At 35.0% G+C, this 13,225-nt stretch carries 13 protein-coding genes; 9 read left to right on the top strand and 4 right to left on the bottom strand.

The window, feature by feature from the left end; all coding sequences use genetic code 11:
* Positions 1-68: 68 nt before the first annotated feature.
* Complete coding sequence (locus WEEVI_RS09190; protein ID WP_041942149.1) at positions 69-944, bottom strand: carbon-nitrogen hydrolase; 876 nt, start codon at positions 942-944, stop codon at positions 69-71.
* 368 nt (positions 945-1,312) lie between these two features.
* Here WEEVI_RS09190 and WEEVI_RS11005 point away from each other — a divergent pair, with 368 nt between their 5' ends.
* Both WEEVI_RS11005 and WEEVI_RS09180 read left to right on the top strand, forming a co-directional pair.
* Complete coding sequence (locus tag WEEVI_RS11005) at positions 1,313-2,041, top strand: DUF5715 family protein (protein WP_013598862.1); 729 nt, start codon at positions 1,313-1,315, stop codon at positions 2,039-2,041.
* An 87-nt stretch (positions 2,042-2,128) separates the two neighbouring features.
* A complete protein-coding gene (locus WEEVI_RS09180; protein ID WP_013598861.1) occupies positions 2,129-2,704 on the top strand; it encodes a DUF5715 family protein in 576 nt (191 codons plus the stop codon).
* Positions 2,705-2,711: 7 nt separating this feature from the next.
* Here WEEVI_RS09180 and WEEVI_RS09175 read toward each other — a convergent pair whose 3' ends face one another.
* Positions 2,712-3,230, bottom strand: a complete 519-nt coding sequence (locus WEEVI_RS09175) for a gamma carbonic anhydrase family protein (RefSeq protein ID WP_013598860.1) — start codon at positions 3,228-3,230, stop codon at positions 2,712-2,714.
* 56 nt (positions 3,231-3,286) lie between these two features.
* Here WEEVI_RS09175 and WEEVI_RS09170 point away from each other — a divergent pair, with 56 nt between their 5' ends.
* From WEEVI_RS09170 to WEEVI_RS09160, 3 genes are all read left to right on the top strand, one after another.
* The gene (locus WEEVI_RS09170; protein WP_013598859.1) at positions 3,287-4,174 is read left to right on the top strand and encodes a NifU family protein; all 888 of its coding nucleotides are present in this window, start codon (positions 3,287-3,289) and stop codon (positions 4,172-4,174) included.
* A 711-nt stretch (positions 4,175-4,885) separates the two neighbouring features.
* Positions 4,886-5,308, top strand: a complete 423-nt coding sequence (locus WEEVI_RS09165; RefSeq protein ID WP_041942148.1) for a Fur family transcriptional regulator — start codon at positions 4,886-4,888, stop codon at positions 5,306-5,308.
* A 46-nt stretch (positions 5,309-5,354) separates the two neighbouring features.
* Positions 5,355-7,352, top strand: coding sequence for a heavy metal translocating P-type ATPase (locus WEEVI_RS09160; RefSeq protein WP_013598857.1), 1,998 nt, complete (start codon positions 5,355-5,357; stop codon positions 7,350-7,352).
* A gap of 73 nt (positions 7,353-7,425) precedes the next feature.
* Here the strand turns inward: WEEVI_RS09160 and WEEVI_RS09155 are convergent, their stop codons facing one another.
* A complete protein-coding gene (locus WEEVI_RS09155) occupies positions 7,426-8,310 on the bottom strand; it encodes a pirin family protein (protein WP_013598856.1) in 885 nt (294 codons plus the stop codon).
* A gap of 222 nt (positions 8,311-8,532) precedes the next feature.
* On the opposite strand from WEEVI_RS09155, the gene WEEVI_RS09150 reads away from it, so the two are divergent.
* Genes WEEVI_RS09150 through WEEVI_RS09135 form a run of 4 tightly spaced genes read left to right on the top strand, consistent with a single transcriptional unit; the run spans position 8,533 to position 12,128 of the window.
* Positions 8,533-9,678 (top strand): hypothetical protein, encoded by a 1,146-nt coding sequence (locus WEEVI_RS09150; protein WP_013598855.1) that lies wholly within the window; start codon positions 8,533-8,535, stop codon positions 9,676-9,678.
* A gap of 26 nt (positions 9,679-9,704) precedes the next feature.
* Positions 9,705-10,367: a hypothetical protein gene (locus tag WEEVI_RS09145; RefSeq protein WP_013598854.1), complete on the top strand. Its 663-nt coding sequence runs from the start codon at positions 9,705-9,707 to the stop codon at positions 10,365-10,367.
* Between the two features lie 12 nt (positions 10,368-10,379).
* Positions 10,380-11,060, top strand: coding sequence for a hypothetical protein (locus WEEVI_RS09140; RefSeq protein WP_013598853.1), 681 nt, complete (start codon positions 10,380-10,382; stop codon positions 11,058-11,060).
* Positions 11,061-11,069: 9 nt separating this feature from the next.
* Positions 11,070-12,128 (top strand): T9SS type B sorting domain-containing protein, encoded by a 1,059-nt coding sequence (locus WEEVI_RS09135; RefSeq protein WP_013598852.1) that lies wholly within the window; start codon positions 11,070-11,072, stop codon positions 12,126-12,128.
* Positions 12,129-12,155: 27 nt separating this feature from the next.
* On the opposite strand, the gene WEEVI_RS09130 is transcribed toward WEEVI_RS09135, so the two are convergent.
* Positions 12,156-13,043: a DMT family transporter gene (locus WEEVI_RS09130; protein WP_013598851.1), complete on the bottom strand. Its 888-nt coding sequence runs from the start codon at positions 13,041-13,043 to the stop codon at positions 12,156-12,158.
* Positions 13,044-13,225 lie beyond the last annotated feature (182 nt).

Here is a 13,225-nt window from a genome sequence, read left to right as displayed (position 1 = left end):
AGATATTTTATTACAGTAATTATTCTACTATTTCACTTTTCTACCATTGCTTGAATGGCATGTTTGGATTAATCTTCGTCTAAAAAACGTTTGGTTATTGGCTGATACGAATCGATTCGACGATCACGCAAAAAAGGCCAGTGTTTACGGAAAAAGTCAGACTCGGTAAGATCTACCTCCACCACTTCTGTCTCTTCTTCTTCATGAGAGGCTAAATACAATAATTTTCCTTGGGCATTGGTTACGAAAGATCCACCCCAGAATTTCATAGCACCATCTTGTTCAAAACCTACACGATTCACTGAAACTACTGGCACACCATTGGCTACGGCATGCGATCGCTGAATCGTTTGCCATGCATCGTACTGATCTTTATTGGTTTCTTCGTCTTGGTCGGTTGCCCAGCCAATTGCAGTCGGATAAAACAAAATCTCTGCTCCCATTAAACTTGTAATTCTTGCTGCTTCTGGGTACCATTGATCCCAACAAATCAATACGCCAATTTTCCCGAATTTGGTCTGAAAGGTTTTGTACCCTAAATCTCCTGGCGTAAAATAAAACTTCTCGTAAAAAGCAGGATCATCTGGGATATGCATTTTTCTATATTTCCCCAAATATGTCCCATCGACGTCTAGAACTGCTGTGGTATTATGGTATAATCCTTCTGCTCTTTTCTCGAACAATGAGGCTATCACGACAACTCCTTTCTCTTTGGCAACATCAGCCAATGCATTGGTTGATGGACCGGGGATAGACTCGGCCAAATCGAAGTTGTCATAATCTTCTACATCGCAAAAGTAGAGTGAAGTAAACAACTCTTGTAAACAAACGATTTGTGCACCTTTATCTGCTGCTTCGCGAACTTTTTGTATAGCTTTTTGTAAATTTTCTTCTTTGTTTGCCGTGCAACTCATCTGAACTACACCAATTTTTACTTTTGACATTTGCCTAATTTTTTGGATTAATCGTATGTAACAAAAATACATATTTTTTTAGAGTAAAACTTCTTTCTTGTTTACATCTCTTTTTTTAGATACTACCTATAGTAAAGTAAATTTATAAACATAAAAACCTTTACATTTTTATGATATAGAAACAATAGAACAAATATTTATTATAAAAAATCACAAATTGGCATAAAATTTGACACAATATAAATAACAATTTTATAAACATTATCAATAGAATAAATCACTAAAAATCAATTCATTCTCGACAATTTTTAAGATTTTTTTATAATAATTTTATCATTTTCCATTTCTTCTTTATAGAAATTATGGATTATTTTTGATTTTTATAAAATTGTTGGAGAATGAAAAAATTAATACTTACTGCTTTTTTTACAACTACAACTCTACTAAATGCTCAGTCTGCCGAATCTGTAGAATCTTTCATTTTGAATGCAAACTTCAAAAACATGAAGTCATTTGCCGCAAATACAAACCAATCTTCTCTCAAATATTCTGCACCTTCTAAAGTTTACGTAAAAGATAATATTACATATAAAGATCATGTGTTCGAGGCCTCATCTTTTAGCGTTCCTTTGATTACCGATTATTTTCATATGGATGAATTGATTGCTCAACACAAGTTGGTAAACGTCCCCGAAGAAGGAGAGGGTTATATCATCCAAAAACTTACGCATAGCCGTGCAGTCTTAATCGAACCTGCTCTGGTAGTTTTAGAAGAAATATCTACTCGTTTCTATGCAGAAAACAATCGTAAGCTTAGTATTTCATCGTTGACACGCACACAAGAAACACAGTCTAAATTGAGACGAGTGAATAGTAATGCTGCCAAAGGAAATAGCTCGCATGAATACGGTGCTGCCTTTGATATTTCTTATTCGCAATACGATAATATAAGAGGCAGGAACTACACCCTAGAAAGTAAACTTCAGGCAATCTTAGATGATTTGGTCGCACAAGGAAAAATATACTATATAAAAGAAAGAAGACAACCTTGTTTTCATGTAACCGTTCGAAACCCGCATTTGGTTTATCCTGAAATGCTAGAAGAAGATCATTATCATGAAGTCTAAAATATAAAACGTAAAGGCCAACAAACCTGAAGTGTTATCGCTCCTTTACTTTTTTTTGTATGTTTGTGAATAATAATTGAATTAGAGATGTACAGATACGGAGCAATACTTTGTTTTTTATGCTTAACCTCATTCTGTTTTTCGCAAGCAAAAGTAGAACCTAGCAAGGAGTATTTACTACATCTAGATGCTGCTAAATCGCATGGAGTAACTCTTATCAAAGACCAAAAACAGCTCAATCGTCTAATCAGTAAAGGAAGTTTGGTAAAAGTGAAACAAAGAGGATACGGTTATCGCGTAACCGATCTTACCCATAGCCACCCCTATTTAGTCCCGCAAGCAAACAAAATAGTAGCAGATATTGCACGAGAATTTGTTCGGATCACAGGACAAAATTTCTTTGTTGTAACTTCGCTTACCAGAACGTTAGAAGATCAGAAACGTTTACGAAAAGTAAATTCGAATGCATCTGTGAATGATAGTTCACATAATTTTGGTGCTGCTTTTGATATTTCGTATGTCCGATTTAATCATCAACTTCAACACAATAAAAAACTAGAAAAACACTTAGAAGATGTTTTGCAGAGTTTTGTGCGTGCAGGAAAGATATTCTACGTGAAAGAAAATAAAATCAAGTGTTTTCATGTAATTGTTCGGCAATAAGCCTTGTCTACGATGATTTATACCAACTGCTGTAGAGTGTATAATTATTCGCTATTCTTTCTATCTCGCCTTCTTTTAGAGAATTCGGCACCTCTCTAATTTTTTTGGCTGGAACGCCTGCCCACAATTCTCCTTCTTTTACATGTGTCCCCTTAGGGAGAACAGCTCCTGCAGCGATCAAAGAATTAGACTCGATAATACAATCATCCATTACGATTGCACCCATTCCAATCAAAACATTATCGTGTATTGTGCAACCGTGCACAATTGCATTGTGACCAATCGACACAAAATTTCCTATAGTAGTGGGCGACTTCTTATAAGTGGCATGCACCGTAGCATTGTCTTGCACATTGACATTGTTTCCTATTTTAATAAAATGAACATCACCGCGTAAAACTGCCGAAAACCAAATCGAACAATTATCCCCCATTTCTACATCACCTACAATCACTGCGTTTTCTGCTAAAAAACAATTTTCTCCGAATCGTGGCTGTTTGCCATTCAACTCTTTTATATATACCATCGTTAAGATTATATTAAACCCTGTAAAGATACAAGAATTATGACTAAATTTGCTGTATGAAAACAATTTATACAGAAAATACACCCAACCCCAATATCTTGAAGTTTGTTTGTCCAACCCAGCTTACTGCAGGTGGTGTGGAATACAAAAAAGATGATTCTGCAGAGAATTCGCCTTTGGCGCAAGTTTTGTTGACTTTTCCTTTTATTGACAAAGTTTTTATCACAGCGAATTTTGTTGCCCTAGAAAAAATAGATACGATAAAATGGGAAGATGTTTCGGATGATTTGATAGAAATAATCCAAGAACATTATGATGATGATGCGATTATTTACGAATCGAAAAAGAAAGTTCCTTTTACATTGTATGCCGAGATGACACCAAATCCGGCCGTGATGAAATTTGTTTCTAATAAATTATTAGTACCTTCTATCATCGAAATAAAAAGTAGAGAAAAGGCACAAAACGTTCCTATTGCAACGGCAATTTTCCAAGAATATCCTTTTATAGAGGAGGTTTTTATTGCCGAAAACTACATTTCATTAACCAAAAATGACACAGAATCGTGGGATTTATGGACAATGGATGTTCGTTCTTTTGTTTTGAGTTATCTACAAACAGACGGGAAAATTTTTAATGATGATTATGAGTTTGTGACCGAAATCCCTCACGAAGTAGCTATAAAATCTATTGAAGAAATGACCGATGTAGAACAACAAATAAAAGCTATTTTAGATGAATATGTGCAGCCAGCTGTAGCAAACGACGGAGGAAACATCGAGTTGATAGAGTTTGACGAACAAACCAAAACAGCAAAAATGCTCTTACAAGGTGCATGCTCGGGTTGTCCTTCTTCAACCGCAACGCTAAAACATGGAATCGAAGGTTTACTAAAACAAATGTTGCCAGAAGTGGTGAACAATGTAGAAGCCATTAATGGATAAAAGTAATAAGATTTAATAAAAACAAACAAGGTTGTATTTGTATAATGCAACCTTGTCGTCTATATCGACACTAGCCTTGTCTATTTCTTTTGCTCGTCTCTTTTATCTTGCGGGAAATTTACTTTCACATGCCCAAGTTTTCGCCTCTTTTTATTCTGTACAATTGTATTTCGCTTATCCCAAACTCTTTTACAATCAAACGCAAACGATTTTTTCTATTCGGTTTTAACATCCTCTTTTTGATACGAATAACTTCTGTCAAAGTGAGTAACGTCTTGTTCGGTTGTTATCAAATGAAACTTCCTTAAAAATTTCTGTAGGAAAAATTCGAATCATTCCATCCTTTCTCTTAATTAAAGAATTACATTAATTGTATTAGAAGTAAAAAACAATCAATAAATATACAGATATACAAAATAAATATACACTCTGCATGGAACACTCATCAACACTACAGAATTTATGCTCTACAATAAATTATTGAATATCATCTTATTAATATCAAAACCAAAAACTTCTTAAACTATTTTTTATTAATAACCAGTATTGTATAACTTTTCTTAAATATAGAAACTAGAAATTAGAAAACAACCCTAAGTAAGAAACAACAATCATTTTATATGGCAGCTGAGCTGATATAGCTTTTATTCGCAAGAGGAATTTACCATATGAATAAAGAATTTCGTAAATTTGGGAAATAAGTTTAGAGCAATGGAAACGGATATCGATGCTTTTTTGATAGCCAAAAAAATACAACCAACAGCCATGAGAAAAATGGTTTATAAACATTTTATAAAAGAACAAAATGCACTATCATTATCCGATTTGGAAGAAGTTTTTTACACTGCTGACCGAACTACATTATACAGAACACTAAAAACTTTCGAGCAGAAAGGCATTCTACACACCATTACAGAAAATAACTCTACCAAATATCTCCTCTGCCAAAATGAATGCGAAGAAGGGAAACACCATGATATACATGTACATTTTTTGTGTACAAAATGCCAGCAAGTAACTTGTTTAGAGGAGATTGACTTGACCAAATTGCAACTCCCAAAAGATTATCAGTTTAAAGAATTTCAGTTCATGACCAGAGGAATTTGTCCCCTCTGCCAAAAAACTTTGCAATAGTGTTGCATTCTTCTTTACAATAACTTTGTTTTATAAAGAAATAAAGATGTCTACACAAAACATAAAAAATTCCTCGAAAAAAAAACCCCCAAACTGTCATTCTGGGTGTTGCACTATCGAGGAGACAACAATTGCACACGACCATCACGACCATGAACATACGCACGAAGTTTCTAGAAATTTATTCAGATTGTTTCTTCCTGCAATCATAAGTTTTGTTTTGTTGATGATTGGCATTACACTCGATTATGTCGCCAAAGCAGAATGGTTTAGCAGTTGGTTTCGATTTGCTTGGTATTTTGCAGCTTATATCCCGGTAGGATTTCCTGTGTTGCGTGATGCTTATCTGAACATACGGGCAGGAAATTTCTTTTCCGAATTCTTCTTGATGGGAATTGCTACAATAGGAGCCTTTGCTCTGAAAGAATATCCAGAAGCAGTAGCAGTGATGTTATTTTATACGGTCGGAGAAAATTTCCAAGCAATGGCAGTAACTAGAGCAAGAAAAAACATTCAAACACTCTTGGATCAACGACCGGATGAAGCCACAATTTTAGTTGATAATCAGCCAAAAATTGTAAATGCGAAAGACGTAAAAATTGGTGATATTATTCAATTGAAACCAGGCGAAAAGCTAGCCTTAGACGGAAAATTACTTTCAGAGAAAGCAAACTTCAACACTTCTGCATTGACAGGCGAAAGTTTACCCGAACAGAAAACCCAAAATGAGGTCGTTTTGGCCGGGATGATTAACCTCAACTCTTTAGCACTCATAGAAGTTACAACCGCATTCGAAGACAGCAAGTTATCGAGAATTCTACACCTGGTTCAGAACGCAAGTTCACAAAAAGCTCCAACCGAACTATTCATTGCTAAATTTGCACGCGTCTATACCCCAATTGTGGTGTATTTGGCAATTGCAATTACATTTCTACCATACTTTTTTGTAGATCAGTATGATTTTGGCACATGGCTCTATCGTGCATTGGTTTTCTTGGTTATTTCTTGCCCATGTGCTTTGGTAATTTCTATACCTTTAGGTTACTTTGGTGGAATTGGCGCAGCAAGTAAGCACGGTATTCTTTTCAAAGGAGGTTCTTATATCGATCTTTTAGCCAACATACAACACGTGGCGATGGATAAGACAGGTACACTAACCGAAGGGATTTTCAAAGTACAAGAAGTAAACCTCACTTCTACCGAAAACAAAGAAAAAATTTTGCAACATATCAACCTAATAGAAAGTAAAAGTACACATCCAATTGCCACGGCAATCCATGAATACGCAGGGAAAGTTGATGAGACTATTAGGCTAGAATCCTCTGAAGAAATACCCGGAAAAGGATTGAAAGCAAAAATCGATGACGACTGGTATTTAGTAGGAAACTTTCGATTGCTCGATCAGTTTTCGGTTCAATATCCGAAAGAATTGATGCAAACAACCCTAACGACTTTAGCCATTGCCAAAAACGAAAAATTTATAGGCTACATCACCATTGCCGATCAAATAAAATCGGATGCGCAACAAACGATAGACGAATTGCATTCGCTAGATATCGAAACAACGATGTTGAGTGGCGATAAAGATGCTGTGGTACAAGAAGTTGCCAAAACGCTCGGGATTGATGAAGCCTACGGTGACTTATTACCCGAAAATAAACTAGAAAAAATAAAAACCATCAAAGCAAAAAACCAAACCGTTGCTTTTGTTGGCGATGGTGTAAATGATGCGCCTGTTGTTGCTATTAGCGATGTTGGTATGGCAATGGGCGGCTTGGGAAGTGATGCAACGATAGAAACGGCCGATGTTGTGATCCAAGATGATCAACCTAAAAAAATCCCGATGGCAATCCGAATTAGTAAAGAAACTAAAAAAATAGTTTGGCAAAATATTGGTTTGGCTTTTGGGGTAAAAGCTTTGGTTTTGATTTTGGGTGCGGGCGGAATTGCGACCATGTGGGAAGCTGTTTTTGCAGATGTTGGGGTTGCACTCTTAGCAATATTGAATGCCGTGAGAATACAAAACAAAGACTTTAATCATTAAGACACAATAAATCATACAGAAAATACTTCAAAAAAAATTATTTTTTGAAGTATTTTTCATTTCATTATACTTCTTATTTGATTCGATAAACAGGCATCGGAACGTAATCTTCTTCATCGTTATACACTTTCGGGAAGCGATGATTTCGCCAATCGTCTTCGGCTTGGTCTAAAGTTTCTTTCGAACTTGACACAAAATTCCAACGAATAAATCGTTCTTCTGGGAAAGGTTCACCACCGAAAATATAAACTATAGAACCTGCCAATACCTCAAAGATGCAAAGATGTGCTTCTTTGGTAATGAGGATTTGTTTCGGACCAAACTCATTTCCGTCTATACGAACCATCCCATCCAAAATATACAAACCACTTTCGCCATATAATTTATCTCGAAAATCGATTAGGGTGTCTTTTTCGACATTCACTTCTATCATATACAACTTAGAACAAACAGGCACACTGGATGTTTTATCATCAAATTCACCAGCAATCAAACGAAAATGTACACCGTTTTCTTCCCAACTTGGTAATTGATTGGCATCGATATGATGAAAAGAAGGAGCAGAATTTTCTAGTTCTTTGGGCATAGCAACCCAAATTTGCAAACCATGGAGACTTTTATCTTTCGTGCGAAGATATTCTGGGGTTCTTTCGGAGTGGGTTACTCCTTTTCCGGCGGTCATCCAATTTACGGCACCTGGCTTTATTTCCATTTCGTTGCCTAAAGAATCGCGGTGCATGATAGAACCTTCGAACAAATACGTTAAGGTAGATAAACCTACATGAGGATGCGGACCTACATCTAAATTTTGGTACGGATCCAACGTGACTGGCCCCATATGATCGATAAATACAAAAGGGCCAATATTTCTTTTTTGACGAAAAGGCAATAATCTACCTACCAAAAAATTGCCAATATCCGCTGCTTTTTCTTCGTGTATAAAATCTATATTCGACATAATTAATTGCAAAAATATGTATCGAAAGATAAACTTTTATTAAGAATATTGAATTGACCTATGATAGTAAATTTTCTTTCATTGATCTTTCTGAATCAACCATATCAATAATTAATTCATATATCAAAATAATAAAACAATCGTAATAATATTTTTACATTATTTTAACTTTTCTAATGTGTTATGTAATAATTTTGCAATAGAACCCAAAGAAAATTTTGATTGAAAAAAATTATATCCTTTTTCTTTTTCTTCGTTCTCGGGATTAACCTACCACTCTCTGCTCAAACTACTTTAGCAAAGGGAGATATCGTTTTATTGGGTATCAATGCATGTTTTAATAATCATTGTAAAAAAAATAACCACAATGAAATCGACGATAAAATTTACTTGGTTCCATTAGACCATCTGCGACAAGGCACTTCTTTTATTATCACCGATAACGGTTGGGAAAGAAATAATAATAACTATTTTGGGACGACCGAAGGAGTATTGAGATTTACATCAAGAAAATATATTAAAAAAGGGACAGTAATCGCACTTAATATTATTCCTAACTCTGATAAAAATAAACTAGAGAAAGTGAACCCTGATTGGAAAGTAGAAGTTTTAAATGGTAATAATAATAATTTCGATTTTGCTCAACATGATCAATTTTTCCTTGTCGATGGTAAAAACCAATGGTCCAATAATGGAAATCATAAAGGAAATCTTAAAGATAAACCTTATCTTTTTGCTTTTAATAACAAAATAGTTTGGAAAGGAAAAACAGGTTCTAGCAATGACTCTTCTTTACCTGATGAAAATCCTAACAATGATAATAAAAAAGATTTAAGAAACTTTCATTTGAGTTTATTAGCAGAAAAAAAAGAAGATTTCAAACATTATCATTATTACAACGGACCAAAAACTTCTACTTCTCGCAACCAATGGATGATTCGGTTATTGAATCCGAACAACTGGGAAACCGAAGAAAGCCATAATGAATTCGATAATAACTTTAAACCAGAAAATCTAGAAGTGAATGATTTAATTGGAGAAATAAAGGTTTGTGAAGGAGAGAATATAACCTTAGAAATAGAGAAAGATGGAGAGAAGTCGATACAAGAGGTAGTTGGATGGTATAAAAGTACTGTTAATACTTTAAGTAATCCTACTGAAATATCATCAAGTACAAGCAATCTTTTGACAATACCGGCCAACGAAACGGGTACTTTCTTTTATTTTGCCAAAATAAAGTATACGTTAAACCACAAAAAAAACCAAGGTGGAACTATACAAAGTAATTCCGCCGTTGTGAATTCTGGTTATTATAGAGTCATCGTCAACAAAAGCGTAGAAACAACACCTATAGAACCAATTAATTAGTATAAAAAAAATAAAATTATCTATCTATGATAAACCATCTATTAAAAACCCTTATTACTTTCGCCCTATTATTGGTGACTAGTATCGCTTATTCCCAAGTAGACCAAGAATTGTTACTAGGTACAGGCAACAAGGCTTATGGTGTCGATTTGGCCGAATTACAAGACGGAACCCCAGGCTCGACATATGAATGGACAGTAACTCCATCTACAGATGTTTCTTTTCCTCCTGGAATTGGAGAAAACATAATAACCAATGATAACAAAGCAACCATAAATTGGTCACAAGCGCCAGAAGGTGAATATGAGATTAAGGTAGTTGAAAAGAATCTTACTTGTAGCGATGAGCAAACTTTTTGGGTGAAAATCATCAGACCCAAAACAGATATTACGGTTACGCCTCCAACCGAGAAAATTTGTGCAGGTAGCAGTACAAGCTTTCAGATTAGCGATGCTCTAGCTGGCAGCATTCTTCATTATACCGTAACAAACGGAACGCCGACTGAAGGCAATATCACTATTGATGCCTCAGGAAAAGCAAGTATCAATCTTACACATGACGGATCAGAAAACTCGCTTATTCTTACCATTAACTCAATAGAAATCAACGGCAGAACTTATCTACTTACCATTACAGAAACTATAGAAATCAATATTGTAAAAACATCCGAAATCACTCCATTGGATTAAAAATATAATCGCATGAAAAACTCCATCATTACTTATCTAAGTCTCTTAATCTTTACGTTTATTTCGATAGGATTAAAAGCACAAATCACACAAAATATTTCTCCCGGAGATATTAAAAATTATAGTGTTGATACAGACGATTCACCCGAAGGTACAAGTGGTTCTACCTACGAATGGAAAATTTTCACGACGGATGCAACGCCTCAGGAAATAACCAATTCTCCTTCGCTTAGCTTGACCAAAAACACAACAAGTGGCAACAATATTACCATCGACTGGAAAACAACTCCGGCCGGAAAATATAGATTAACAGTTGTAGAAACCAATAACACTTGTGTAGGTACATCGAAGGAAATTTTTGTCATCATCAATGAAATCAATATCAATTTTGCTGCAGACAATGTAGAGACGTGTGAGGATACAGCAACAGGATTCACCGTCAGTAATGCCCCTGCAAATAGCAAAATTCTTTACACTATAACCGGCGGGACAACGAACGATAACAATCCAATTCTTATTGACGCAGCAGGTAATGGAAAAATTACCGTAACGCCGACTGCAGGTTCTACCTTGATCGAAGTAATTTTGACAGAAATAGAATTGAGTAACGGAACGAAGATTACTATAACGCCAGAAAATAAAGCGAGTACAATTGTGATCGTAGTTTCGACCTCTGATATAGTTTTTGATTAAACACAAGCAATGAAATTAACCAAACACAATAATTCGAAAATTTGCCTTTCGACACTGTTGCTCCTAGTGAGCAATAGTGTTGTATTTGGGCAAGAACAGATGATTTGTGTTGGCGAGACGAAGATTTATAAAGTCGATACGGACGAAAATAACGGATATGGCACAACTAATTCTACCTATGTATGGCAAGTAAACGACACTTCTTTTTTGGGTAGCATTCAGCCACTTACTCCGACAAACAATCAGGTAGAAATCAATTGGTCCAATACCCCAAAGGGGAGATATATTCTAGAAGTTACAGAGAACAACATCTGTGGTTCTATGAGCAAACAGTTGGCGGTACTTATCAACGAAGAAATTGCAGTAAGTATTGCACCCATTTTTCATTTATGTCCAGAAAATTCTGCAACCGTAATCTTATATGTTAACGAAAAGTATGATGAATATTTTTGGTATGATGAAAACGATAATTTGGTAGGAACATCGCCTACATACGAAGCCACAAAGCCAGGTAAATATTCTGTAATAGTGAGCAACGGAAGTTGCAAAAGCCGTGCTGAAACAATTGTTGAAACGGTAATCTTCCCATCAATAATAATAAAAACAGATGCTACCCAAGTGATTCATCTAGTGGCTACCGATGGCAATACCGATGTAGAATATCAGTTAGAAAAACCCGATGGAACCATAATTTTTCCTTGGCAAAAGTCGACTACATTTCCTGTAGTAGAAAAGGGAGAGTATGTAATCCGGGTTCGTTCGATAAACGGAAATTGTTTTACCCAAATTTCTACACAGGTTTATCAAATTCCAAATGCATTCACACCAAACTCTGACGGGATAAACGACACGTGGGATTTGAGTTTGGTACTGAAAGATAATCCTAATGCTGTTGTAAAAATTTTCAATAGATACGGACATCTCCTACGCGTTCTTACGATAAAAGATCAATTCAGATGGGACGGAAAAACAAACAACGCGAAACTAGAAACTGGAAGTTATTGGTATTTGATCGAACTAGAAAATGGACAACATTTACAGGGTTCAGTCTTATTAAAATCAAAATAACATCCTTCGGATAAACCATATTTATAGTTAAATATCGGAAGCTACTTTTGCTTTTCTACTATCGGATATAATATTGACAATCACAGCAATGATAATTAAAGTGATGCCTATTATTAGATTAATAGTCAGTACTTCATTAAACATCAAAACACTTACAGCAACGGCAACCACAGGTTCTAATGCTCCTAGAATTGCCGTAGGTGTAGAACCAATATATTTTATGGCAAATACGAGCGCTAAGCTAGAAATTAAGGTAGTAACAAAAGCAAAAACCACAAAATTAATCAACATATTAACATTAGGCAAAAGCAAAGAATCACCCAAAAATTTGGCTTTCACCAAGAAATATAGAGACGTAAATAAGAATGAAAAAAAGGTGAGTTTGAATCCTGATAATTTTATTTTGGTCTGGTTAACGATCAAAATATACAATGCATAGAAAAATGCACTCAGCAAAACAACTATCAGACCTGGAAAATTAATTTCGAAACTATTGTTTTTCAAACTTAGAGTCAACACGCCAGAAAAGGCTAAAATCAATGATAAAACGGTCAGTCGATTAAGTTTTTCTTTGAACACTAAAAACATTATAAGTGCTACAAAAACAGGGTAAATAAAGAGAATTGTAGATGTAATCCCGGGTGAAAGCAAATCGTACCCCATAAAAAGAAACTCTGACGATAAGGCGTAACTCAACCCCAACAAAACTACAACATACAATTCTTTTGGTGTAATTTTCAGGTTTTCTTTTTTGTACCACAAAACAGGTAAAAGGAGCAAAGCAGAGATAAAAAAACGATAAAATAATGTTGTATCCAACGAAAAATTTGTTTGCTTAATTGGCAAAATGAATATTGGAATTAATCCGTAAGAGACTGCTGAAATTATGCCTAATGCATAACCTTTCATTTTCATTTTCTAGAAATTTTCTGCAAAACTAAGCTTATTTATCCAACTTTATTATTCATATATTTATTTTAGTTGGCAAGTGTTTCTTTTTCGGTTGTATCTTCACCTTCTTACCAATTCCATACATCATCTTTGGGGGAAATGTGTATGTTCTGATATTTTAGTTTCTGTAAAGGCTTAATAAAAAG

Origin of the sequence: Weeksella virosa DSM 16922 (genome assembly GCF_000189415.1) — a bacterium.
Lineage (GTDB): Bacteria > Bacteroidota > Bacteroidia > Flavobacteriales > Weeksellaceae > Weeksella > Weeksella virosa.
Note: the sequence above shows the minus strand (reverse complement) of the source record. Positions and strands in the feature narration are given on the sequence as shown.

What these genes read in the sequence shown, in the direction of transcription:
- WEEVI_RS09190 (WP_041942149.1), bottom strand. Translation starts at nt 944, where the DNA reads ATGTCAAAAGTAAAAATTGGTGTAGTTCAGATGAGTTGCACGGCAAAC.
- WEEVI_RS11005 (WP_013598862.1), top strand. Translation starts at nt 1,313, where the DNA reads ATGAAAAAATTAATACTTACTGCTTTTTTTACAACTACAACTCTACTA.
- WEEVI_RS09180 (WP_013598861.1), top strand. Translation starts at nt 2,129, where the DNA reads ATGTACAGATACGGAGCAATACTTTGTTTTTTATGCTTAACCTCATTC.
- WEEVI_RS09175 (WP_013598860.1), bottom strand. Translation starts at nt 3,230, where the DNA reads ATGGTATATATAAAAGAGTTGAATGGCAAACAGCCACGATTCGGAGAA.
- WEEVI_RS09170 (WP_013598859.1), top strand. Translation starts at nt 3,287, where the DNA reads ATGAAAACAATTTATACAGAAAATACACCCAACCCCAATATCTTGAAG.
- WEEVI_RS09165 (WP_041942148.1), top strand. Translation starts at nt 4,886, where the DNA reads ATGGAAACGGATATCGATGCTTTTTTGATAGCCAAAAAAATACAACCA.
- WEEVI_RS09160 (WP_013598857.1), top strand. Translation starts at nt 5,355, where the DNA reads ATGTCTACACAAAACATAAAAAATTCCTCGAAAAAAAAACCCCCAAAC.
- WEEVI_RS09155 (WP_013598856.1), bottom strand. Translation starts at nt 8,310, where the DNA reads ATGTCGAATATAGATTTTATACACGAAGAAAAAGCAGCGGATATTGGC.
- WEEVI_RS09145 (WP_013598854.1), top strand. Translation starts at nt 9,705, where the DNA reads ATGATAAACCATCTATTAAAAACCCTTATTACTTTCGCCCTATTATTG.
- WEEVI_RS09140 (WP_013598853.1), top strand. Translation starts at nt 10,380, where the DNA reads ATGAAAAACTCCATCATTACTTATCTAAGTCTCTTAATCTTTACGTTT.
- WEEVI_RS09135 (WP_013598852.1), top strand. Translation starts at nt 11,070, where the DNA reads ATGAAATTAACCAAACACAATAATTCGAAAATTTGCCTTTCGACACTG.
- WEEVI_RS09130 (WP_013598851.1), bottom strand. Translation starts at nt 13,043, where the DNA reads ATGAAAATGAAAGGTTATGCATTAGGCATAATTTCAGCAGTCTCTTAC.